Below are 23,306 nucleotides of genomic sequence, written 5' to 3'. Positions count from 1 at the left end.
GAACACCATGCAATTGATCTGGCTGCGCAGCGACCTACGCCAACATGACAACACTGCCCTCGCGGCCGCCGCCGAGCGTGGCCCGAGCGTGGCTGTGTATCTGTTGAGCCCGAAGCAATGGCAAGAACATGACGACGCCCCATGCAAAGTCGACTTCTGGCTGCGCAACTTGACTGAGCTGAGCAAAAGCCTCGGCGAGCTGAATATTCCGCTGCTGATCCGCAGCGCTCCGCACTGGGATCAGGCGCCAGCGGTGCTGCTCGAACTCTGTCAGCAGTTGAAGATCGAGGCCGTGCACGTCAACGAGGAATACGGTATCCACGAAAGCCGTCGTGACGCTGCGGTGGCCGAAGCGCTGCAAGCCGAGGGCATCGCGTTCTACAGCTACCTCGATCAATTGCTGTTCAAACCCGGCAGCGTCCTGACCAAAACTGGCACCTACTTTCAGGTCTTCAGCCAGTTTCGCAAGGTCTGCTACGAGCGCTTGCATCGCTCGATGCCGTCGCTGATCAAAGCACCCGTGAAGCAATCGGTGCTGAACATCGAGAGCGATCCGGTCCCCGCCTCCATTGACGGGTTCCCGACGCCAAGCGAATCGCTGCAAGCGCTATGGCCTGCTGGCGAAGCCGAAGCGCGGCGCCGGCTCGATACGTTCGCCGACGTGCAAATCGACTATTACAAAAACGAGCGCGACTTCCCCGCCAAACCGGGCACCAGTCAGCTCTCGGCGTATCTGGCGGCCGGTGTGGTATCGCCGCGCCAATGCCTGCACACCGCGTTGCAAAGCAACCAGGGCGAGTTCGAAAGCGGCAAGGTCGGCGCCGTCACCTGGATCAACGAACTGCTGTGGCGCGAGTTCTACAAACACATTCTGGTGGGCTATCCACGGGTCTCGCGTCACCGAGCGTTTCGCCCGGAAACCGAAGCCCTCGCCTGGCGTGATGCGCCGAAAGAACTGGCGGCGTGGCAAGAGGCCCGCACCGGCCTACCGATCATCGACGCCGCGATGCGCCAACTGCTGGAAACCGGCTGGATGCATAATCGCCTGCGCATGGTGGTGGCGATGTTCCTGACAAAGAATCTGCTGATCGACTGGCGTGAAGGCGAGCGCTTTTTCATGCGTCACCTGATCGATGGTGATCTCGCGGCGAACAATGGCGGCTGGCAGTGGAGCTCTTCGACCGGCACCGATTCGGCGCCGTACTTCCGCATTTTCAATCCGCTGAGCCAGTCGGAAAAATTCGACAGCGAAGGCGTGTTCATCAAGCACTGGCTGCCGCAACTCGCCGGGCTGAACAAAAAGGATGTGCACAACCCTGCAAGCCTCGGCGGTCTGTTCGGCGTTGCGGATTATCCCAAGCCAATCGTCGATCTGAGCAGTTCGCGGCAGCGGGCGCTGACCGCGTTCAAGAACCTGCCAAGTCGTCAGCCGGCCGGAGGTCATGATGAGTGAATTCCTGCAGCGCTTCGCCCGACAGTTTGCCGAGTTGAACAAAGATAACCTGCATCGGCTGGGCGAGCTGTACAGCGAAGATATTCATTTCACCGATCCACTGCATGAAGTGCAGGGACTGGCACATTTGCGCAATTACTTCGCAGAGTTGTACGCCAACGTCAGCGAGCTGCGCTTCGATTTTCACGGTTTCGACCAGCTCAAAGAGGGCGAAGGCTACCTGCGCTGGATCATGAGTTATCGCCACCCGCGACTCGCGGGAGGCCACCTGATCCAGGTCAGTGGCTGCTCGCACTTGCTCTGGCGCGACAAGGTTTACCGCCACCGGGATTACTTTGATGCCGGGGCACTGCTCTATGAACATCTACCAGTATTGGGCCGGGTGATCGCTTGGCTGAAAAGGAGAATGGGATGAGTCGTACACCTCCACGGCGGTATTGGCTGACCGGTGCCAGCAGTGGCATCGGCGCGGCACTGGCTGAAGAAATCCTCAAGAGCGGCGCGCACCTGGCGGTGAGTTCGCGTCAGGTCGCACCACTCAAAGTGTTGTCGCAACGCTATCCGGGGCAAGTGCTGGTGGTGGCGGGCGATCTGACCAACAGTCAGACGGTGCGCGAAATCGGCCAGCAGATCGCCGAAGACTGGGGCTCGCTGGACAGCGTGATCCTCAACGCCGGCACTTGCGAATATGTCGACGCCAAGCAGTTTGACGCTTCGATCATCGAACACGTGGTGCGCACCAATCTGCTCGCCAGCAGTTACTGCATCGAAGCCGCTCTGCCCTTATTGCGCAAGGGTACTGCGCCGCATCTGGTGGGCATGGCCAGCTCCGTGACTTACGTGCCGTTGCCGAGGGCTGAAGCCTACGGCGCGTCGAAAGCCGGGCTGCGTTATTTGTTTGAATCGCTGCGCATCGATCTGGCAGACGAGGGCATCGAAGTCACGGTGATCAGCCCGGGTTTCGTCGATACGCCGCTGACCGCCAAGAACGATTTTCCGATGCCGCTCAGTTGGCCTGTGGATAAAGCCGCGCGGCACATCTACGCCAGACTCAAGGATCGACCGCTGGAAATCGCCTTCCCCGCGATGTTCATGGCAATGCTCTGGCCGCTGTCGAAAATGCCGTCGCGCGTGCAACTGGCGATCGGCAAGCGCATGGTGCGCAAAAATCCGCCGATGAGGGATCCAGCGTGAAAATCGCCATCGTCGGCAGCGGGATCGCCGGGTTGACCAGCGCCTACCTGCTCAATCGCCGACATGAAGTCACGGTGTTCGAGGCTGGCGACTGGGTCGGCGGCCACACCCACACGGTCGACGTGACGGTCGCAGGTCGCCAGTATGCGGTGGACACCGGTTTCATCGTGTTCAACGACTGGACGTACCCGAATTTCATTCGCTTGCTCGAGCAATTGGGCGTGCCGTTCAAAGCCACCGAAATGAGTTTTTCGGTGAACGATCCGGACAGCGGTCTGGAGTACAACGGCAACAACCTCAACAGCCTGTTCGCCCAGCGCAGCAATGTGTTTTCGCCAGGTTTCTGGGGCATGTTGCGCGACATTCTGCGCTTCAACAAAGAGGCCAAACGTGACCTCGCCGAACAGCGTATTGCCGCCGACACCACGCTGGATGATTACTTGAAGGCCGGGCGCTACGGCGAACGTTTCATCCTGCATTACATCGTGCCGATGGGCGCGGCGATCTGGTCGATGCCGATGGCCGAGATGCTCAATTTCCCGCTGCAGTTCTTCGTGCGTTTCTTCGAAAACCACGGCTTGCTCTCGGTGAATAACCGTCCGCAGTGGCGCGTGGTCGAAGGCGGCTCCAGCGCCTACATCGCTCCGCTGACTGCCTCCTTCAGTGAACGAATTCGCCTGAATTGTCCGGTCAGCCGCGTCGATCGCGACGAGCATGGCGTGGTTATCCACAGCCCGGCCGGCATCGAGCGTTTTGACAAAGTGGTATTCGCCTGCCACAGCGACCAAGCCTTGAAACTGCTCGGCGTGCCAAGTGATGCCGAGCGCGAAGTGCTCGGCGCCCTGCCCTACGCCGACAACGAAGTGGTGCTGCACACCGACACCAACCTGCTGCCTACACGCAAACTAGCCTGGGCCAGCTGGAATTACCGCCTCAACGGCGCCGGCCACACCCACGCCGCTGTCACTTATGACATGAACATTTTGCAGGGCATTCAGAGCGACACTACGTTCTGCGTCAGCCTCAACCAGAGTGCCGGCATCGAGTCGTCGAAAGTCCTCGCGCGCTTCACGTACGCGCATCCGCAGTTCAGCTTGCGTGCCGTCGTGGCGCAAAACCGCTGGGCCGAAATCGACGGTGCGCAGCACACGCATTATTGCGGCGCTTATTGGGCCAACGGCTTTCATGAGGATGGCGTGGCCAGCGCGTTGCGCGTCGCCGCTGCGTTCGGGGAGAGCCTTTGAACAGCGCCCTCTACAGTGGCTGGATCGCCCATCGGCGCTTCGCCCCGCGTCGACATGAGTTCCGCTACCGGATTGGTCTGCTGTATCTGGATCTGGCCGAGCAGGACGCCGTGTTCGGTTTGTCGCCGCTGGCCGGACACAGCCGTTTCGCACCGTTCTCGTTTCGCGAAAGCGACTACCTGAAAAGCTTCACCGGCCAGGGCGTGCGCCTGATCGATGCGGTGCGCCAGCAAGTTGCATCAGCCATCGGCCATGAGCCGCAAGGCTCGATCTGCCTGCTGACCCAGGCGCGCAGTTGGGGCCTGGCATTCAACCCGGTGAGCTTCTTTTACTGCCACGAGGCCGACGGGCAACTGGCGGCGATCCTCTGCGAAGTCAGCAACACGCCGTGGCGCGAGCGTTATCACTACGTGCTGCCGGCGCGTCAGGCGACTGAGCTCGGAGATCTGCATCAGCATTTCGCGGTGGCCAAGGCGTTTCATGTGTCGCCATTCCTGCCACGCGATCTGGAATACCGCATGAGCTTCAGCCCCGCCGCGCAAAACCTCGGCGTACACATGGCCGACTGGCAGGGCGAATTCAAACTGTTCGACGCCACGCTGAAGCTGCAACGCGAACCGCTGGATCGAGCGCATCTGCACCGCTACATCCGGCGCTTTCCGTGGATGACCGCGAAGACTGCGCTGGCGATCTATTGGCAGGCGCTGCGCCTGCTGCTCAAACGCACACCGATTTTTTCTCATCAGGCTGCCGACGGCACCTTTCAAACTGCAACCGTGCTTCCCAAGGAACGCCACCATGAAAACTCCTAGCGTTTCGGTCAAAGCCAGCCTGTTCAGTGCCAACGGCCTGAGCGGATCGCTATTGCGCCGCGGCGTGTTACGCCAACTGGAGCAACTCAAACATGGACAACTGGTATTGATCGAAGACGGCGAACGGCAAGTCTTCGGTGCAGCGGGCAGCGCGTTGGTTGGCGAAATTCAGGTACACGATGCCGCCGTCTGGGGCATGGTCGCCGCCAGCGGTTCGATCGGCGCCGGCGAGGCGTTTATCCACGGTTACTGGAGCTCGCCGGACCTGACCGCCGTGGTGCGCGTGTTCGTGAGTAATCTGGATGTGCTCGACGGCATGGAGGGCGGACTGGCAAAAATCGGTCGGCCACTGGTGCGCAGCCTGCACTGGCTGAATCGCAATACACGCAAGGGCTCGCAGAAAAACATCGCCGCGCATTACGACCTCGGCAACGATCTGTTCGAGCAGTTTCTCGACCCGACCATGATGTATTCCGCCGCGCAGTTCCTCAGCCCGGAAGACACTCTGGAACAGGCGCAACTGAACAAACTCGAACGAATCTGCCAGAAACTCGCACTCAAGCCCGGCGATCACTTGCTGGAAATCGGCACCGGCTGGGGCAGCATGGCGCTGTATGCCGCGCAGAATTACGGCTGCAAAGTCACCACTACCACGCTATCGAAAGAGCAGTTCGCCTTCACTGCCGAACGCATCCAACGCCTGGGCTTGCAGGATCAAGTGACGTTGCTGCTGACCGACTATCGCGACCTCACCGGCCAGTACGACAAACTGGTGTCGATCGAAATGATCGAAGCAGTCGGCCACCGCTTCCTGCCGACCTACTTCAAACAGTGCGCGCACCTGCTCAAAAGCAACGGCTTGATGCTGCTGCAAGCGATCACCATCCGTGATCAGCGCTACGAGCAGGCGCGGCGCGGCGTTGATTTCATCCAGCGCTACATCTTCCCCGGCGGCGCCCTGCCCTGCGTGCAGAAGATGCTCGAAATCGTCAGCCGCGACACCGACATGAACCTGCTGCACATGGAAGATTTCGGCCTGCATTACGCCAAGACCCTGCGCTTGTGGCGCGAAAACTTTCGGCAAGCACATGGGCGTTTGAGCGAATTGGGTTACGACGATTATTTCCTGCGGCTGTGGGAGTTTTACCTGTGCTATTGCGAGGGTGGATTCCTCGAACGCACGATCGGCACTGCGCAACTGCTGTTGGCGAAACCGGCGGCGATGCCGGCGCCGCTGCTCGGACGCTTCGATGCTTGAGCGGCTAGCGAATGCTGCACTGTTCCAGGTTGGCTGGTTCGCCTGCGTGCTCGGCGGCAACAGCCTGTGGCTACTGGTAGCGTTGGCGGTGCTGGTGATTCATCTGCGCTGGATTGGCAGTTGGGCGGCGGAAGGTCGGCTGATTCTCAGCGTGGTGATTATCGGTACCGCAGTCGATAGCGTATTGCGCGGTGTCGGGGTATTTGAATTCAAGGATCTGTCGCCACTGATTCCGCTGTGGCTGATGTTGCTCTGGGCCTTGCTGGCGACAACGCTGCGCCATTGTCTGCAATGGAGCGCGCGGCCATGGTGGCTGGCGAGTTTGCTTGGTGCGCTGGGTGGCGCTTTGTCGTATTACGCTGGCGGGCGCTTGGCGGGAGTGCAATTTCCCTACGGCGAAGTGCCGACGCTGATCGGCATCGGTTTGCTGTGGGCGTTGCTGTTTCCGTTGTTGCACAGCCTGGCTCGGCGCCTGAATGACGACAGCGCAAGCTGAACGCCTGTCAGGCCTTTCACACAGTTATCGACGACTGCCTTACACTGCCGCCCATGAAGACCATTCCCCTCCGGCAAATCGCCGAACCGGCAGTCACCTGCTCGACCTGCGCAGCCTGCTGCTGTCAGCTTGAAGTGATGTTGATCACCGACACCGGCGTGCCCGAGCGTTTTATCGACACCGACGACTGGGGTGGTGAGGTGATGTTGCGGCTGGACGACGGCTGGTGCGCGGCGCTGGATCGCGACACGATGATGTGCACGATCTACGAGAAACGCCCGCTGATCTGTCGCGAGTTCGAGATGGGCGCACCGGAATGCATCGAAGAGCGCCAGGGCATCGCCACTGCGTATCGCTAATCTTCCAGACCAGCACCAAAACAACTGTGGGAGCTAGCCTGCTAGCGATAGCGGAGTATCAGTCAACATCGCTGTTGAATGTGATACCGGTATCGCCAGCAGGCTGGCTCCCACAGGTTTTGTGTGAGGCAGCTTTACAGCGGCATCGTGTAATGCAGCGCGTAACTTTCAACGCCATCATTACTGCTGCTCAGACCGGCGTTGGAATAGTGCGTCGCACGAATCCCGACTTCATGCCCGCCAGCGAAGCGCAGGCCGAAACCCAGGCGATCTTCAAACTGGAAAGACCCACCGATGTTGTTGCTCTCGTATTGGGTGTTGGAAAAGAACGCCGCGCCGATACCCGCCTCGACGTACGGTTTGACCGACTCACCGGCGAACTCGTAAACAAACACCGGGGAGAACGACAGGCTGTTGTTGCTGGAAGTCTTGTCACCTTCCCAATAGGTGTAAGCGCCGCTCCAGTAACCGGTCACACGGCCGACGTCGCTCTGCAGCCAGCTCTTGTCCCAATCGAATTGCATGCCCAGGCGATAGGTCATGGTCGAATCGCTGGTCGCGCCAACTCCGAATTCAACGCCTGCAGCTTGTGCGGTATAGCTATGCCCCAATAATGCGGCCGCAATCGCGGCCAAGCAAAATAGTCGCTTCACTTCAAAACTTCCTTTTCCGGAACGATCGTTTGGTTTTCTGGATAACTGCGCTATAGAAGCCCGCGCCTGTTTAGAAGTTCAGATGAATTTTCAGTTTTTCACATTTTTTTTACAAATCGAAGCGTTGCACTTCGTTTGCGGTTTGGCCCAGCAACGGCAGGACATTTCTCAAGTACTGAGGATCGGCACTGGTCCAGAATCTGACCGATCGGCTCGGTCCTTCAGCCAGCAGATTTCGTTCCGCCAGAAGACGCTGAAGTTGCCGCGCTACAGCGGCGCCGGTGTCGATCAGACTGATGTCATCGGCGATCATGCTTCTGAGCATCGGCTTGAGAAACGGATAGTGCGTGCAGCCGAGAATGATCGTGTCGCAACCGGCAGCCAGCAGCGGTGCGACGTAACCGTGCAGCAACTGGCGCAACTCGGCGCTGTGCAGATCGCCGCTTTCGATCAGTTCGACCAGCCCCGGGCACGGCTGGGTGATTACCCGCACGTCGGTAGCAAAGCGATCGAGTAGCGCTGCAAATTTGGCGCTCTGCAAGGTGCCGGTGGTGGCGAGCACGCCGACCACACCGCTGCGCGTGGCAGCCGCCGCCGGTTTGACCGCTGGCTCCATGCCGACAATCGGCCATTCCGGATAATCACGCCGCAAGTCGGCAACGCCTGCGACAGTCGCGGTGTTGCAGGCCAGCACCAACGCCTTGGCGCCCTGCTCGCGGAAAAACCCGGCCATCACGCTGCAACGCTGGCGGATGAACTCCGGGGTTTTCTCGCCGTAAGGAATGTGCCCGCAATCGGCGACGTACAGCAGCGATTCGTTGGGCAGCAAACGCTGGATTTCGGCCAATACCGACAAGCCGCCGACGCCGGAGTCGAACACGCCGATAGGCGCTTCATGCATGGCGCGAACCACACACCGCGCAGCCAGGATCACGCTTGACCCGCAGCTCGCGGAAACGCGAACCCAGCGCATCGATCAGCAGTAAGCGACCGACCAATGGCTCACCGAAACCCACCAGCATTTTCAACGCTTCCAGCGCCTGAAGGCTGCCGACCAGACCCACCAGCGGACCTACCACGCCGGCTTCGCTGCAGGTCAGTTCGGCTTCGCTGCCATGCCCGTACAGACAGTGGTAGCACGGGCTTTCGGCGCGACGCGGATCGAACACCGACAACTGGCCTTCGAGGCGAATCGCCGCGCCGCTGACCAAAGGTTTCAGCGCAGCCACGCAAGCCGCATTGACCGCTTCGCGGGTGGAGAAATTGTCCGAACAGTCGAGCACCAGATCCACCGCCGCCACAGCCGCCGCGAGCGAATCCTCGTCCAGCGCCTGACGATGTGGCACCAGCAGAATCTCCGGATTGATCGCGCTCAGCCGTTTAAGCGCCGAGTCGACTTTGCTCATGCCGACGCTGTCGGTGTCGTGGATGATCTGGCGTTGCAGGTTGGTCAGATCGACCGTGTCGAAATCCGCCAGATGCAATTCACCGACACCCGCCGCCGCTAGATACAGCGCGACTGGCGCGCCGAGCCCGCCGAGGCCGACGATCAATACTCGGCTGGCCTTGAGCTGCAACTGGCCGTCGATGTCGACGTGTTGCAGCAGAATCTGCCGGCTATAGCGCAATAATTCCTGATCACTCAGCACGGCAGGCGCCCCAGGCTGATCCGTTGATGGCCGCCCAGATCGGTGCGGCTGTGGATATCTGCGAAACCGTGGGCCTGCAACAAATCGCGCACGGCCTCGGCTTGATCATAGCCGTGCTCGAGCATCAGCCAGCCGCCGGCCTCAAGATGCGCCGGCGCCTGGGCGACGATCAGACGCAGATCGTCGAGCCCGTCGATGCCGGCGACCAGCGCACTTTCGGGTTCGAAACGCACATCGCCTTCGACCAGATGCGGATCGCTGGAACGAATGTATGGCGGGTTGCTGATGATCAGTTGAAAACGCTGGCCTTCGACGGCGCTGAACCAGTGACTGCTCAACACTTTGACGTTGTTCAAGTGCAGACGCTGACGATTACGTTCGGCGAGGGCCACGGCTTCGAGCACGCGATCCACCGCTGTCACTTGCCAGGCCGGACGCTCGCTGGCCAAAGCCAGAGCAATCGCGCCGCTGCCGGTGCCCAGATCGAGCACTTTGGCCGGGGTTGCCGGGAGCAATTCCAGCGCAGCTTCCACCAGTAATTCGGTGTCCGGACGCGGGATCAAGGTGTGCGGCGCGACTTCCAGATCCAGCTTCCAGAAACCTTGCTGACCGAGAATGTAAGCCACCGGCTCGCCAGCGCGACGGCGTTGCAGGTACTGAGCAAAGATCAGCGCGGCCTCGGACGGCACGATGCGCTCGGGCCAGGTGTGCAGAAAACTGCGTGACTTGCCCAGCGCCGCCGCGAGGAGCAATTCGGCGTCCAAACGCGCGGTCGGCGAATCCGGCAGTTCGGCGGCGCGCAACAGGCTGGCGATGATGGTCATTTACTCACCTATCGCTGCGAGTTGATCGGCCTGGTATTCGGCGAGCAACGGCTCGATCACTGCATCTATGCCACCGGCAAGGATTTCGTCGAGGGAGTACAGGGTCAGATTGACGCGGTGGTCAGTGACTCGGCCCTGAGCAAAGTTGTAGGTGCGGATGCGCTCGGAGCGGTCACCGGAACCCACCAGCAACTTACGCTCGCTGGCGATGGCGTTGGCCGCGGCTGCGGTCTGTTGATCGTTGAGCTTGGCCGACAGCCACGCCATCGCCCGTGCACGGTTCTTGTGCTGGGAACGTTCTTCCTGACACTCGACGACGGTGCCGGTCGGCAAATGCGTGATGCGGATCGCCGAATCGGTCGTGTTGACGTGCTGACCACCAGACCCGGAGGAGCGGTAAGTGTCGACGCGCAAATCTGCCGGGTTGATCTCGATGGTTTCCCGCTCGTCCGGCTCGGGCAACACCGCCACCGTGCAAGCAGAGGTGTGGATACGGCCCTGAGATTCGGTGGCAGGTACGCGCTGCACGCGATGCGCGCCGGATTCGAACTTCAGCTTGCCGTAAACGTTGTCGCCTTCAACGCGGGCGATGACTTCTTTGTAACCGCCGTGTTCGCCTTCGTTTGCCGACAGGATCTCGACGCGCCAGCCACGCCGCTCGGCGTAACGCGAGTACATGCGGAACAAATCGCCGGAGAAGATCGCCGCCTCGTCGCCACCGGTGCCGGCGCGGATTTCGAGGAACACGTTGCGCCCGTCGTTGGGGTCCTTGGGCAGCAGCATGCGTTGCAGACTGGCTTCGATTTCGATCAGTTGTTCTTTGGTCTCGCGGACTTCTTCCACGGCCATTTCACGCATGTCCGCGTCGCCGTCCTTGAGCAGCGCCTGGGCTCCTTCAAGATCGGCCTGGACCCGGAGCAGCTGTTTATAGGCTGCGACGACCGGCTCGAGTTCGGCGTATTCCTTGGAATAGGCGCGGAATCTGGTCTGATCGGAAATGACTTCGCCGTCGCCAAGCAGCGCGGTCAGTTCCTCGAAACGGTCCTGGAGGATGTCCAGCTTATTGAGCAGTGACGCTTTCATTGCGGTTTTTTATCCGAAAAGCTATCCGGTGAGCCCTCGAGGGCAAAGAGTTCCTGGGCCATGGCCAGCGCATCGAGGCGGCCTTCGGCAGAAAGCTTTTTCAACTGCACGCTCGGGGCGTGCAGGAGTTTATTGGTCAGGCCACGCGCCAGTTGCACCAGCACGTCTTCGGCGTTGCCGCCATTGGCCAGCAGGCGCAAGGCTTTTTGCAGTTCTTCGTCACGCAGGCGTTCGCTTTGCTGACGATAAGCCTTGAGCACATCGACCGCCGCCAGCTCGCGCAGGCGCACCATGAAATCATCGGCGCCGGTGGCGACCATTTCCTCGGCAGCCTGGGCGGCACCCTGACGGCTCTTGAGGTTTTCGGCGACCACTTCGTGCAGATCGTCGACGCTATAGAGGTAAACGTCGTCGAGTTCGCCGACTTCCGGCTCGATATCCCGAGGCACGGCGATGTCGACCATGAAGATCGGCTTGTGCTTGCGCAGCTTCAGCGCACTCTCCACCGCGCCCTTGCCGAGAATCGGCAACTGGCTGGCGGTGGAGCTGATGACGATGTCGCTGCGCACCAGCTCAGCGGGGATATCCGAGAGCAACACGGCGTGCGCGCCGAACTGTTCGGCGAGCAGGCTGGCGCGCTCCAGCGTGCGGTTGGCGACGACGATGCGTTTGACGCCCAGCTCATGCAGATGGCGGGCGACCAGAGTGATGGTCTCGCCAGCGCCGATCAACAAGGCCTGACTGCGTTGCAGGTCGCTGAAAATCTGCTTGGCCAGGCTGACAGCGGCAAACGCCACCGATACCGGGTTTTCGCCGATGGCGGTGTCGGTGCGCACTTGCTTGGCGGCGTTGAACGTCGCTTGAAACAGGCGCCCGAGCAACGGGCCGATGGTGCCGGCCTCGCGTGCTACGGCGTAGGCGGATTTCATCTGGCCGAGGATCTGCGGTTCGCCGAGCACCAGGGAGTCGAGCCCGGAGGCGACGCGCATCATGTGACGAACTGCCGCATCCTCTTCATGCACATAAGCACTCGCGCGCAGCTCTTCGAGGCTTAAATGATGGTAATCGGCGAGCCAGCGCAGCACCACGTCCGAGGACAGGTGATCCTGTTCTATATAAAGCTCGCTGCGATTGCAGGTGGAAAGGATCGCAGCTTCGCGGCTGTCGGTGAGTCGGCAGAGTTGCTGCAACGCCTCCACCAGCTGCTCAGGGGTAAACGCCACGCGCTCGCGGACGTCTACAGAAGCAGTCTTGTGGTTGATACCGAGTGCGAGGAAGGCCATTCAAGGTCGCTGATGGTGACGTGAAGCCGGCAATTGTCCTACTTCGCCAGATTCAGAACAACCACCGCTGACTATTGTCCCAATTGCTTACCCCTATAAAGGGCACAATCGAGTCTCGGTTATGTTTGGCCGAAGGCTTGTGTCATGATGATCCGACCGCAGGTTAGTCGTCCTCTTCCTATATGAATAGATCCTCCGCGTTGCTCCTTGCTTTTGTCTTCCTCAGCGGCTGCCAGGCCTTGGCTCCCGTGTCGCAGGACAGTGCCTCACCGGCCGAAGACACTACGCCAGCCCCTGAAAAGCCCAAGGTTTACAGCTCGTTCAGCGAGGAAACAGTCTTTAGCCTGTTGAGCGCTGAACTGGCCGGCCAGCGCAATCGTTTCGACATTGCCCTGGATAACTACGTGACCCAGGCCATCAATACCCAGGATCCGGGCGTCTCCGAGCGCGCGTTCCGCATTGCCGAGTACCTCGGCGCGGATCAGCCAGCGCTGGATACCGCATTGATCTGGGCGAGAAATGCGCCGGACGACCTCGAAGCGCAACGCGCCGCCGCCGTGCAACTGGCCCGCGCCGGGCGTTACGACGACTCGATGGTCTACATGGAGAAAGTCCTGCAGGGCAAGGGCGACACGCATTTCGATTTCCTTGCGCTGTCGGCTGCCGACACCGATCAGGAAACCCGCGACGGTCTGATGAAAAGTTTTGACCGTTTGTTGCAGCGCCACCCGAACAATAATCAGCTGATTTTCGGTAAAGCCTTGCTGTTGCAACAGAACGGCGACACCAAAGGTGCGCTGTCTCTGCTTGAAGACAACCCGCCGGAAGACGGCGAAATCGCCCCGATCCTGCTGCGCGCGCGTCTGCTGCAAGGTCTGAACCGAGGCGACGAAGCGCTGCCGCTGTTGCAGAAAAGCATCAAAAAATACCCGGACGACAAACGTCTGCGCCTGACTTACGCGCGGATGCTGGTCGAACAGGACCGCATGGACGACGCCAAAGTCGAGTTCTCCACGCTGGTTCAGCAATACCCGGAAGACGACGAACTGCGTTATTCGCTGGCGCTGGTGTGCCTGGAAGGCAAGGCCTGGGACGAGGCCAAGGGTTATCTGGAAGATCTGATCGCCCGCGAAAGCCACGTCGATTCGGCGCACCTGAACCTCGGTCGCATCGCCGAAGAACGCAACGACCCGCAAGGCGCACTGATCGAGTACGCCCAGGTCGGCCCCGGCAACGACTATCTGCCGGCGCAATTGCGTCAGGCGGACATTCTGATGAGCAACGGCAAAGCCGCCGAAGCCCAAAGCAAACTGGCTGCCGAACGCGACGAGCAGCCGGATTACGCGATTCAGTTGTATCTGATCGAAGCCGAAAGCCTGTCCGCCAACAATCAAGGCGACAAGGCCTGGAAAGTCCTGCAACAAGCGTTGCTGCAATATCCGGACGATCTGAACCTGCTTTACACCCGCGCAATGCTGGCGGAAAAACGCAATGACCTGGCGCAGATGGAAAAAGATCTGCGCCTGATCATCAAGCGTGACCCGGACAACGCTATGGCGCTCAACGCTTTGGGCTACACCCTGTCCGACCGCACCACGCGCTACGCTGAAGCCAAGGCGCTGATCGAACAGGCGCACCAGATCAATCCGGAAGACCCGGCGGTGCTCGACAGCCTTGGCTGGGTGAATTACCGCTTGGGCAATCTGGAAGACGCCGAGAAATACCTGCGCCAGGCACTCGAGCGTTTCCCTGACCACGAAGTCGCCGCTCACCTCGGTGAAGTGCTGTGGACCAAGGGTAAGCAGCGCGAAGCCAAGCAAATCTGGGGCAAGTTCCTCAAGGACCAGCCCGACAGCACCATTCTGCGCAGCACCATCAAGCGCCTGACCGGATCCGAGACTCTATAACTCATGTTTTTGCGCCACGTTATTGTTTTCAGCTTCATCGCCCTGCTTGCCGGTTGCGCAGGCTTCGGCGCACGCGAATCGGTCGAGGGCCACGGCAACCCGGCGCAGTGGAACGTGCACAAACAGCAACTGAGCAGCCTTGATGGCTGGCAGATCGACGGCAAGATCGGCATTCGCGCACCGAAAGATTCCGGCAGCGGCACGCTGTTCTGGCTGCAACGTCAGGACTATTACGACATCCGCCTGTCCGGCCCGCTGGGTCGTGGCGCGGCACGTTTGACCGGGCGCCCGGGCGCGGTATCGCTGGAAGTGGCCAATCAGGGCCGCTACGAAGCGCCGACCCCGGAAGTCCTGCTCGAAGAACAGCTCGGCTGGAAACTGCCGGTGTCGCACCTGGCCTGGTGGGTGCGCGGCTTGCCAGCACCCGAGAGCAAAAGCCGTCTGACCCTGGATGCTGACAGCCGTCTGGCCAACCTGGATCAGGATGGCTGGCAGGTTGAATACCTCAGCTATGCCGAGCAGAACGGTTACTGGTTGCCCGAGCGGATCAAACTGCACGGCTCGGATCTGGACGTGACGCTGGTGATCAAGAACTGGCAACCGCGCAAACTGGGGCAATAACGCATGACCGCTCCACGCCTGACGCTGCCCTCGCCAGCCAAACTCAACCTGATGCTGCATATTCTCGGACGCCGTGAAGACGGTTATCACGAGTTGCAGACAATTTTTCAGTTCCTCGATTACGGCGATGAAATCACCTTCGCCGTGCGCGATGACGGCGTAATTCGGCTGCACACCGAATTTGCCGGCGTGCCGCACGACAGCAACCTGATCGTGCGTGCAGCGAAAAAACTTCAGGAACAATCCGGCTGTTCACTCGGGATTGATATCTGGATCGACAAGATCCTGCCAATGGGCGGCGGCATTGGTGGCGGCAGTTCGAACGCGGCGACCACGCTGCTCGGCCTCAACCATTTGTGGCAGTTGGGTTGGGATGAAGATCGGCTGGCGACACTGGGCCTTTCGCTCGGCGCAGACGTCCCGGTGTTCGTGCGTGGCCACGCGGCATTTGCCGAAGGCGTGGGCGAAAAACTCACCCCGGTCGAGCCCGCAGAACCGTGGTATGTCGTGCTCGTTCCGCAAGTCTCTGTAAGTACGGCAGAAATTTTTTCAGATCCATTGTTGACACGTAACACGCCGCCCATTAAAGTGCGCCCCGTTCCCGAGGGAAACAGTCGTAATGACTGCTTGCCGGTGGTATCGAGGCGTTACCCAGAAGTACGTAACGCGTTGAATTTGCTAGGGAATTTTACCGAAGCGAAACTCACCGGAACTGGAAGTTGTGTGTTTGGGGGCTTCCCAAGCAAAGCTGAAGCTGATAAAGTCTCGGCCCTTCTGACAGAGACCCTTACAGGGTTTGTAGCAAAGGGAAGCAACATTTCGATGTTGCATCGCAAGCTGCAAAGTCTGCTCTAAAGGAACCAAGTGCTCGGCACTTGCAAGCAACAGATACAGGGGCGTCGCCAAGCGGTAAGGCAGCAGGTTTTGATCCTGCCATGCGTTGGTTCGAATCCAGCCGCCCCTGCCATTTTCCATACTCATCCAGGTTACCCTCAGCCTCTAGGTACTGCGCGTGTCCAAGATGATGGTCTTTACGGGGAACGCTAACCCCGATCTGGCTCGACGTGTCGTACGTCAGCTGCATATCCCTCTCGGTGACATCTCTGTCGGCAAGTTTTCCGACGGCGAAATTACTGCCGAGATCAATGAAAACGTTCGCGGTAAAGACGTTTTCATTATTCAGCCGACTTGCGCTCCGACCAACGATAACCTGATGGAACTGGTAGTGATGGCTGATGCCTTCCGCCGCTCCTCGGCTACTCGTATTACTGCTGTTATTCCTTATTTTGGTTATGCCCGTCAGGATCGCCGTCCGCGTTCCGCACGTGTGGCTATCAGCGCGAAAGTCGTTGCTGACATGCTTACCGTAGTCGGCATCGACCGTGTTCTCACGGTTGATCTGCATGCTGACCAGATTCAGGGTTTCTTCGATATTCCGGTAGATAACATCTACGGCTCCCCGGTTCTGGTGGATGACATTGAAGATCAGCGCTTCGAAAACCTGATGATCGTGTCCCCGGACATTGGTGGCGTCGTGCGTGCACGTGCTGTTGCCAAGTCCCTGGGTGTGGATCTCGGGATCATCGACAAACGCCGTGAGAAAGCCAATCACTCTGAAGTGATGCATATCATTGGTGATGTCGAAGGGCGTACCTGCATTCTGGTTGATGACATGGTCGATACCGCCGGCACTCTGTGCCACGCGGCGAAGGCCTTGAAAGAGCATGGCGCAGCCAAGGTCTTTGCCTACTGCACACACCCTGTGCTGTCGGGTCGGGCCATCGAGAATATCGAAAATTCCGTGCTGGACGAGCTGGTGGTGACCAACACCATCCCGCTGTCCGCTGCAGCACAAGCCTGTGCGCGTATCCGTCAACTGGATATCGCACCGGTAGTTGCCGAAGCGGTTCGCCGCATCAGCAACGAAGAATCGATCAGTGCGATGTTCCGTTAAGGGCCCTGCCCTTCTCGAAATGTCTCGTTGACGAAAAGCGCCCCGCCCCGGCATTCCTGCCGGGGCGGGGCTTTTTTGCCCATACCGTGTTTGGCGCTGGTCGCAAACGTCAACCCGGTCATGGCTATTTTGGAGATACACAATGAACGATTTTACTCTGAATGCTGAAGTGCGTTCCGACCTGGGGAAAGGTGCGAGCCGCCGCCTGCGTCGTCTCGCAAGCCTGGTTCCAGCTGTAGTTTACGGTGGCGACAAAGCCCCTGAATCCATCAGCATGCTGGCTAAAGAAGTTGCCAAACTGCTCGAAAACGATGCTGCTTACAGCCACGTTATCGAACTGAACGTTGGCGGCACCAAGCAGAACGTCATCATCAAAGCTCTGCAACGTCACCCAGCTAAAGGCCACGTGCTGCACGCTGACTTCGTACGCGTTGTAGCTGGTCAGAAACTGACCGCTATCGTGCCGGTTCACTTTGTTGGTGAAGAAGCTCCGATCAAGAAAGGCGGCGAGATCTCGCACGTTCTGAACGAAATCGAAGTGACCTGCCTGCCGAAAGATCTGCCTGAGTTCATCGAAGTCGACCTGTCGGCTCTGGAAATCGGCGCAATCGTTCACCTGTCCGACCTCAAAGCCCCTAAAGGCGTTGAGTTCGTTGCACTGGCTCACGGTGACGACAAAGCTGTTGCAAACGTACACGCTCCACGCGTTGCTCCAGAAGCTGAAGAAGGCGCTGCAGAGTAAATCACTCTGTATTGCCGGAGCTTGAGGAAACATCGCGGACCGAAACGTAGCGAGAAAGCGGGCGATAACGCGGCGTTTACTCTTGAGTAAATGAAGTTTTTCGTCCACTTTCGCCGCACTCGCTGACGGCGATGTTATCCACAACTCCAAAGGAAGGGCCCCTATCGTGACTGCCATCAAACTGATCGTTGGCCTGGGAAATCCAGGCGCTGAATACGAACAGACCCGGCATAACGCAGGGGCCCTTTTTGTTGAGCGCATCGCCCACGCGCAAGGTGTGAACCTTGTGGCCGATCGCAAATATTTCGGCCTGACCGGACGCTATTCGCATCAGGGTCAGGATGTTCGCCTGCTGATTCCCACCACGTACATGAACCGCAGCGGCCAGGCCGTGGCGGCACTCGCCGGATTCTTCCGCATTACGCCTGAAGAAATCCTCGTGGCGCACGACGAACTCGATCTGCCTCCGGGCGTTGCCAAGCTCAAGCAGGGCGGCGGCCATGGCGGTCACAACGGGTTGCGCGACATCATTGCGCAACTGGGCAATCAGAATACGTTTTACCGCCTGCGGCTTGGCATTGGCCACCCGGGCGTCGCCAGTATGGTTTCAAATTTCGTCCTGGGTCGTGCGCCACGCGCCGAACAGGAAAAACTCGATGCCAGCATCGACTTTGCCCTCGGCGTGCTGCCGGATATCCTCGCCGGTGAATGGAACCGTGCGATGAAAAACCTGCACAGCCAGAAGGCCTGACTTTTACCCGAAGGGGAAACACCATGGGATTCAATTGCGGCATCGTCGGCCTGCCTAACGTCGGCAAGTCCACCCTGTTCAACGCCCTGACCAAATCCGGCATCGCGGCCGAGAACTTCCCCTTCTGCACCATCGAGCCGAACAGCGGCATCGTGCCGATGCCGGATTCGCGCCTGGAAGCCTTGGCAGCCATTGTCAATCCGAAGCGCATCCTGCCGACCACCATGGAATTCGTCGACATCGCGGGCCTGGTTGCCGGCGCCTCGAAAGGTGAAGGCCTGGGCAACAAATTCCTCGCCAACATCCGCGAAACCGACGCTATCGCTCACGTCGTGCGCTGCTTCGAAGACGAGAACGTGATCCACGTTTCGAACAGCGTCGACCCGAAACGCGACATCGAAATCATCGACCTGGAACTGATCTTCGCCGACCTCGACAGCTGCGAGAAGCAACTGCAGAAAGTCGCGCGCAACGCCAAGGGTGGTGACAAGGACGCCGTAGTTCAGAAAGCGCTGCTCGAACAACTGATCGCGCATTTCACCGAAGGCAAGCCAGCACGCAGCCTGATGAAGAACATGAGCACCGACGAAAAAGCGGTGATCAAGGGCTTCCACCTGCTGACCACCAAACCGGTCATGTACATCGCCAACGTTGCTGAAGACGGCTTCGAGAACAACCCGCTGCTCGACGTGGTCAAGGCCATCGCCGAAGAAGAAGGCGCGATCGTTGTACCGGTCTGCAACAAGATCGAAGCGGAAATCGCCGAGCTGGATGACGGCGAAGAGAAAGACATGTTCCTCGAGGCCCTGGGCCTGGAAGAGCCTGGCCTGAACCGCGTGATCCGCGCCGGCTACGAAATGCTGCACCTGCAGACCTACTTCACCGCCGGTGTCGAAGAAGTCCGCGCCTGGACCGTCAAAGTCGGTGCCACCGCACCTCAGGCTGCCGGCGTGATCCACACCGACTTCGAGAAAGGCTTCATCCGTGCTGAAGTCATCGCTTACGACGACTTCATCCAGTACAAGGGCGAAGCCGGCACCAAAGAAGCCGGTAAATGGCGTCTGGAAGGTAAGGATTACATCGTCAAAGACGGCGACGTGATGCACTTCCGTTTCAACGTGTAAAAGCTGCACCCATGAAAAAGCCGCGTTTGATACGCGGCTTTTTTGTGCCTGAGTTTTAGCGCATCAGGCTTTCTTCGTCTTCGGCAAAAAGATCGCCAACACCCCGAACAACGGCAAGAACGAGCACAGGAAGTACACGTACTCAATCCCGTGCACATCCGCCAAATGCCCGAGCAGCGCTGCGCCAATCCCGCCAAAACCGAACATCAGACCGAAGAAAATGCCGGCAATCATTCCGACATTGCCCGGCACCAGCTCTTGCGCGTAAACCACGATTGCCGAGAACGCCGAGGCGAGGATGAAGCCAATGACCACGCTGAGCACGCTGGTCCAGAACAGATCAACATGCGGCATCAGCAAGGTGAACGGCGCCACGCCGAGGATCGAGAACCAGATCACCGCTTTACGCCCGACCTTGTCGCCAATCGGCCCACCAAAGAACGTGCCCGCCGCCACCGCGCCGAGGAACAGGAACAGGTGCAACTGCGAACTCGCTACCGACAGGTCGAACTTCTCGATCAGGTAGAAGGTGAAGTAGCTGGTGAGGCTGGCCATGTAGAAATACTTGGAAAACACCAACAGCCCGAGCACCACCAGCGCGCTGGTTACCCTGCCCTTCGACAATCCGTGGGTGGCAGCCTGGCCGGCCTTGAGCTTGAACAGGTTGAGGTGATGCGCATACCAGCGACTGATGCGGTACAGCACGAACAGCGCAAACACCGCGAACAGACCGAACCACGCCACATGGTCCTGGCCGTAAGGAATGATGATCGCCGCCGCCAGCAACGGACCGAGTGCCGAACCCGCGTTGCCGCCCACCTGAAAGGTCGATTGCGCCAGCCCGAAACGCCCGCCCGAGGCCAGTCGCGCAATTCGCGAAGCTTCCGGGTGGAAAGTCGACGAGCCGATACCGATCAACCCCGCTGCCAGCAGGATCAGCGGGAAGCTGCCGACCACCGACATCATCAGAATGCCGATCAAGGTGCACACCGTGCCCGCCGGCAACAGCCACGGCTTGGGATGACGGTCAGTGTGATAACCCACCCATGGCTGCAACAACGATGCAGTCAATTGAAAGGTCAGGGTGATCAGGCCGATCTGGGTGAAAGTCAGGCCATAACTGGCCTTGAGCATTGGATAGATCGACGGCAACACCGACTGGATCAGATCGTTGATCAAATGCGCCAGCGCCACCGCGCCGATGATGCGCATCACCAATGGACTGCTTTGTGAGGAAGCGGGCGCCGCCGCAGCGGCGGACTGAACGTTGCTGATAGCCATGGGAATTTCCGGACAACGGATGGGTGCACGCAGGCAGGTGCGTCAATGTGCCATTTTTCGGTGCGGGGGCGCCATCCCCTTAGCCAGCTAACGAACGATTCACTCATCGGCGCGAAGGTGATAGCGCAACGCCATGGTCTGAATCTTGCGTTGCTTATCCGCTTGAACGCGGCCTCCTTACAAAGGGGATCGAGAATGGGAAGTTCCGCTACAGAGCCGGCCTACAGAGCGGGCGAGAGTGGGCTTTCGAAGCCTTTTAGCAGGGCACAGATCGCGCACTCAACCAGCGCGGCGCACGCCGATGGTGCGTGGTGTCCAGAGGAGTCATGAGGCATGCAGGCTTTTTTATCGCCGGGGATCCGGTTACTGGGGCGTTTTGGTTTCGCGCGTAAATTCCAGCTGTTGTTTCTGCTGTTTATCCTGCCGTTGGCCGGTAGCCTGCTGATGATCGGTCAGGACTATCGCAACAAACTCGAGCTGATTTCCGGCGAGCGTGCCGGTGTGCGTCAGTTGCTTGCACTGGATGCGCTGGACAATCTGCTCGCCGCGCAACGCGACCGCGCCGCCCGCTGGCGCGCCACGGAAACCAACCGCCAACCGACGCCCGCTACCCTCGCCGCGATGGCTGCGTTCGACGCAGTGCAACCGGCGGTCGCACAAGCCACGCTGGAGCTGGGCAATGCGTTGCAGGCCGAAGGTGCCGAGGGCGCAACCCTCAGCCGCTATCAGGCGCTGCAAACCGCGTTGAATGGTCTGGATTCGAAAAGCCTGGCTGGCGTCGGTTGGTGGCCGGACGGTTATGACCGATTCACCAATGCGCTCAGCGCGCTGCAAGCGTTGCGCGAGCAGATCGCCATGGACACTCGGCTGATCCTCGCGCCGTGGCTGGAAACCTATTTGCTGACGCAGATTTCCACCCAGCATGCGCCGGACTTGATTGAACGGGTCGGCCGCCTAGCCGCAGTTGGTCAGGCCTCGGTGGTGTCCGGCCAATTCACCCTGCAAAGCCGTTTGCAGTTGCGCGACCTGCGCAGTCGGATCGGCGATGCGCGTGAGCAACTGGTGAAAACCGCCGGCCTGCTCGAAGCGCGACTCCCGCCAGCACTGCAAGGTTGGGCCGGGCAATATCACGACAGCCTCAAACAACTGGATGCGGGCCTGAAAGTGCTGGATGACGGCGTGTTCGGTGGCAGCATCAATCTCAAGCCGGAAGACTTCGAGCGCAGCCTTGATGGCTTGCTCGGTAACCTCGCAGCGCTGCGCCAGCAATCGCTGACCTCGCTCGATCAACGGCTGGATGATTACCACGCTTCGGCGATTCGTCAGTTCGTCGTCGCGGCCGCAGTCTTCGGTTGTCTGCTGCTGGCGGCGCTGTATCTGTTCGTCTGCCTGCAAGCCTCGATCCGCCGCAGCGCCAGCGGCATCACGCTGCTCGCCGAAGCGCTGCGTGACGGCAATCTGAGTCTGCAAGTGCCGGTGCAGGGCCGCGATGAACTGGCGGCGATCAGCACTTCGCTCAACGTTGCCGTGGTGCAATTGCGCACCAGTTTGCTCGGGGTCGATCACGAGACCTCGCAACTGAGCAACGCGGTGCGCAGCCTCAACGATCACTCCAGCGGCGCGCTCAACGAGGTAGAAGCGCAGCAGTTGCAGATCAGCCAGATCGCCGCTGCGGCCACGCAACTGGCCGCCACGTCGCAAGGTGTGGCCCAGAGTTGCGAACAGGCCTCCGGCAGCGCCCAACATACTCAACGTATCGCCGCCGACAGCAGCCGTGACAGCCAGCGCACTACAGCGAGCATTCAGCAACTCAATCTACGCCTGAACGAAACTGCTGCAGCGCTGGGTCGGGTCAGCGAGCAAGGGCAACAGATTCAACTGGTGGTCGACACCATTCGCGGCGTCGCCGAACAGACCAATCTGCTGGCGCTCAACGCGGCCATCGAGGCTGCCCGCGCCGGCGAACAGGGGCGTGGTTTTGCGGTAGTGGCCGACGAAGTACGCAGCCTCTCGCAACGCACGCAATCGTCCACCGCGCAGATCGCCGGCACCGTCGACAGCCTACGCAGCACGGTCAACGAAGCGGTGAGCCTGATGGAAGCGGCCTGCGGCCAGGCACAAACTGATGCCGACGCGGTGACCGGGCTGGGCGAACGTCTGGGAGAAATCGCCAGCGCCGTGCAGAGCGTCACCGACACCCTGGCGCAGATCGCCACCGCCGTCGAAGAACAGGCGAGCACCGCCGATGAGGTCAGCAGCAATATCCAGCGGGTCGATCAGGCGGCGGTGCGTTTGCTCGAAGGCGCGCGAGCAGTGAACCTCGCGGCGGATTCTTTGAGTCAGGGCAGCCAGGCTTTAAGCGCCAATACCGGGAGATTCCAACTGCGCTGACAGCCTCCGCGCGGTGGTTTTTCGGTGCTGGAGGTTAAGCGGTTGAAAATAAGAAGAAATATTTTAGATTTACGCTTGACGCTTTTCCATTTCAGGGGAATAATGCGCGCCACTTGGCTACATAGCTCAGTTGGTTAGAGCATAGCATTCATAATGCTGGGGTCCGGGGTTCAAGTCCCTGTGTAGCCACCAAGTACTAAAAACGGCTTACCGAAAGGTAGGCCGTT

Annotated in this window: 23 protein-coding genes and 2 tRNA genes; 18 read left to right on the top strand and 7 right to left on the bottom strand. The window is 59.7% G+C overall.

Going from position 1 to position 23,306, the window contains the following annotated elements; all coding sequences use genetic code 11:
- The first annotated feature begins 7 nt into the window (after positions 1-7).
- The 8 genes from phrB to ACP7BN_RS19785 are packed head-to-tail and all read left to right on the top strand — an operon-like array spanning position 8 to position 6,816.
- Positions 8-1,453 carry a deoxyribodipyrimidine photo-lyase gene (gene phrB, locus ACP7BN_RS19820; RefSeq protein WP_426205745.1) on the top strand — a complete coding sequence of 482 codons (1,446 nt, stop codon included), beginning with the start codon at positions 8-10 and terminating at the stop codon, positions 1,451-1,453.
- Positions 1,446-1,868, top strand: a complete 423-nt coding sequence (locus ACP7BN_RS19815; RefSeq protein WP_426205744.1) for a nuclear transport factor 2 family protein — start codon at positions 1,446-1,448, stop codon at positions 1,866-1,868. Before phrB ends, ACP7BN_RS19815 begins: the two co-directional genes overlap by 8 nt.
- Complete coding sequence (locus ACP7BN_RS19810) at positions 1,865-2,647, top strand: SDR family NAD(P)-dependent oxidoreductase (protein ID WP_426205743.1); 783 nt, start codon at positions 1,865-1,867, stop codon at positions 2,645-2,647. The genes ACP7BN_RS19815 and ACP7BN_RS19810 overlap by 4 nt, the downstream gene beginning before the upstream one ends.
- Complete coding sequence (locus ACP7BN_RS19805; protein WP_426205742.1) at positions 2,644-3,891, top strand: NAD(P)/FAD-dependent oxidoreductase; 1,248 nt, start codon at positions 2,644-2,646, stop codon at positions 3,889-3,891. Before ACP7BN_RS19810 ends, ACP7BN_RS19805 begins: the two co-directional genes overlap by 4 nt.
- The gene (locus ACP7BN_RS19800; protein ID WP_426205741.1) at positions 3,888-4,703 is read left to right on the top strand and encodes a DUF1365 domain-containing protein; all 816 of its coding nucleotides are present in this window, start codon (positions 3,888-3,890) and stop codon (positions 4,701-4,703) included. Before ACP7BN_RS19805 ends, ACP7BN_RS19800 begins: the two co-directional genes overlap by 4 nt.
- Complete coding sequence (locus tag ACP7BN_RS19795; RefSeq protein ID WP_426205740.1) at positions 4,690-5,961, top strand: class I SAM-dependent methyltransferase; 1,272 nt, start codon at positions 4,690-4,692, stop codon at positions 5,959-5,961. Before ACP7BN_RS19800 ends, ACP7BN_RS19795 begins: the two co-directional genes overlap by 14 nt.
- Positions 5,954-6,457, top strand: coding sequence for a DUF2878 domain-containing protein (locus ACP7BN_RS19790; protein ID WP_426205739.1), 504 nt, complete (start codon positions 5,954-5,956; stop codon positions 6,455-6,457). The genes ACP7BN_RS19795 and ACP7BN_RS19790 overlap by 8 nt, the downstream gene beginning before the upstream one ends.
- A 53-nt stretch (positions 6,458-6,510) precedes the next feature.
- Positions 6,511-6,816: a YkgJ family cysteine cluster protein gene (locus ACP7BN_RS19785; protein WP_420650793.1), complete on the top strand. Its 306-nt coding sequence runs from the start codon at positions 6,511-6,513 to the stop codon at positions 6,814-6,816.
- A 134-nt stretch (positions 6,817-6,950) separates the two neighbouring features.
- Here the strand turns inward: ACP7BN_RS19785 and ACP7BN_RS19780 are convergent, their stop codons facing one another.
- The 6 genes from ACP7BN_RS19780 to hemA form a co-directional block, all read right to left on the bottom strand.
- Complete coding sequence (locus ACP7BN_RS19780; RefSeq protein ID WP_426205738.1) at positions 6,951-7,469, bottom strand: acyloxyacyl hydrolase; 519 nt, start codon at positions 7,467-7,469, stop codon at positions 6,951-6,953.
- A 109-nt stretch (positions 7,470-7,578) separates the two neighbouring features.
- Positions 7,579-8,370 carry a glutamate racemase gene (murI, locus tag ACP7BN_RS19775; protein WP_426205737.1) on the bottom strand — a complete coding sequence of 264 codons (792 nt, stop codon included), beginning with the start codon at positions 8,368-8,370 and terminating at the stop codon, positions 7,579-7,581.
- The gene (locus ACP7BN_RS19770) at positions 8,363-9,118 is read right to left on the bottom strand and encodes a molybdopterin-synthase adenylyltransferase MoeB (RefSeq protein WP_426205736.1); all 756 of its coding nucleotides are present in this window, start codon (positions 9,116-9,118) and stop codon (positions 8,363-8,365) included. The genes murI and ACP7BN_RS19770 overlap by 8 nt, the downstream gene beginning before the upstream one ends.
- Positions 9,112-9,942, bottom strand: a complete 831-nt coding sequence (prmC, locus tag ACP7BN_RS19765; RefSeq protein ID WP_426205735.1) for a peptide chain release factor N(5)-glutamine methyltransferase — start codon at positions 9,940-9,942, stop codon at positions 9,112-9,114. The genes ACP7BN_RS19770 and prmC overlap by 7 nt, the downstream gene beginning before the upstream one ends.
- On the bottom strand, positions 9,943-11,025 hold the full coding sequence (gene prfA, locus ACP7BN_RS19760; RefSeq protein ID WP_426205734.1) for a peptide chain release factor 1: 1,083 nt from the start codon (positions 11,023-11,025) through the stop codon (positions 9,943-9,945). It lies immediately after the preceding gene.
- Complete coding sequence (hemA, locus tag ACP7BN_RS19755) at positions 11,022-12,308, bottom strand: glutamyl-tRNA reductase (RefSeq protein WP_420650799.1); 1,287 nt, start codon at positions 12,306-12,308, stop codon at positions 11,022-11,024. The genes prfA and hemA overlap by 4 nt, the downstream gene beginning before the upstream one ends.
- Positions 12,309-12,490: 182 nt before the next feature.
- Here hemA and ACP7BN_RS19750 point away from each other — a divergent pair, with 182 nt between their 5' ends.
- The 8 genes from ACP7BN_RS19750 to ychF all read left to right on the top strand — a co-directional run bounded on the left by ACP7BN_RS19750 (position 12,491) and on the right by ychF (position 19,407).
- A complete protein-coding gene (locus ACP7BN_RS19750) occupies positions 12,491-14,215 on the top strand; it encodes a tetratricopeptide repeat protein (RefSeq protein WP_420650800.1) in 1,725 nt (574 codons plus the stop codon).
- Between the two features lie 3 nt (positions 14,216-14,218).
- Positions 14,219-14,836 (top strand): lipoprotein insertase outer membrane protein LolB, encoded by a 618-nt coding sequence (gene lolB / locus ACP7BN_RS19745; RefSeq protein ID WP_420650801.1) that lies wholly within the window; start codon positions 14,219-14,221, stop codon positions 14,834-14,836.
- Positions 14,837-14,839: 3 nt separating this feature from the next.
- Complete coding sequence (ispE, locus tag ACP7BN_RS19740) at positions 14,840-15,691, top strand: 4-(cytidine 5'-diphospho)-2-C-methyl-D-erythritol kinase (protein ID WP_426205733.1); 852 nt, start codon at positions 14,840-14,842, stop codon at positions 15,689-15,691.
- Between the two features lie 37 nt (positions 15,692-15,728).
- Positions 15,729-15,803 (top strand) — tRNA-Gln (locus ACP7BN_RS19735).
- 45 nt (positions 15,804-15,848) lie between these two features.
- A complete protein-coding gene (locus ACP7BN_RS19730; RefSeq protein WP_003171603.1) occupies positions 15,849-16,790 on the top strand; it encodes a ribose-phosphate pyrophosphokinase in 942 nt (313 codons plus the stop codon).
- Positions 16,791-16,932: 142 nt separating this feature from the next.
- Positions 16,933-17,532 carry a 50S ribosomal protein L25/general stress protein Ctc gene (locus ACP7BN_RS19725; protein ID WP_426205732.1) on the top strand — a complete coding sequence of 200 codons (600 nt, stop codon included), beginning with the start codon at positions 16,933-16,935 and terminating at the stop codon, positions 17,530-17,532.
- 166 nt (positions 17,533-17,698) lie between these two features.
- Entirely contained in the window at positions 17,699-18,283 is a 585-nt protein-coding gene (gene pth / locus ACP7BN_RS19720) for an aminoacyl-tRNA hydrolase (protein WP_420650804.1), read from the top strand.
- A gap of 23 nt (positions 18,284-18,306) precedes the next feature.
- A complete protein-coding gene (gene ychF / locus ACP7BN_RS19715) occupies positions 18,307-19,407 on the top strand; it encodes a redox-regulated ATPase YchF (protein ID WP_420650805.1) in 1,101 nt (366 codons plus the stop codon).
- Between the two features lie 63 nt (positions 19,408-19,470).
- Here the strand turns inward: ychF and ACP7BN_RS19710 are convergent, their stop codons facing one another.
- On the bottom strand, positions 19,471-20,688 hold the full coding sequence (locus ACP7BN_RS19710; RefSeq protein WP_426205731.1) for an MFS transporter: 1,218 nt from the start codon (positions 20,686-20,688) through the stop codon (positions 19,471-19,473).
- Between the two features lie 333 nt (positions 20,689-21,021).
- On the opposite strand from ACP7BN_RS19710, the gene ACP7BN_RS19705 reads away from it, so the two are divergent.
- Positions 21,022-23,079 (top strand): methyl-accepting chemotaxis protein, encoded by a 2,058-nt coding sequence (locus ACP7BN_RS19705; RefSeq protein WP_426205730.1) that lies wholly within the window; start codon positions 21,022-21,024, stop codon positions 23,077-23,079.
- 115 nt (positions 23,080-23,194) lie between these two features.
- Positions 23,195-23,271 (top strand) — tRNA-Met (locus tag ACP7BN_RS19700).
- The last annotated feature ends 35 nt before the right edge of the window (positions 23,272-23,306 follow it).

This window comes from Pseudomonas sp. TWP3-1 (genome assembly GCF_049896625.1).
Classification (GTDB): domain Bacteria; phylum Pseudomonadota; class Gammaproteobacteria; order Pseudomonadales; family Pseudomonadaceae; genus Aquipseudomonas.
The sequence above is the reverse complement of the archived record's forward strand: the minus strand, read 5'-3'. Positions and strand labels throughout refer to the sequence as shown.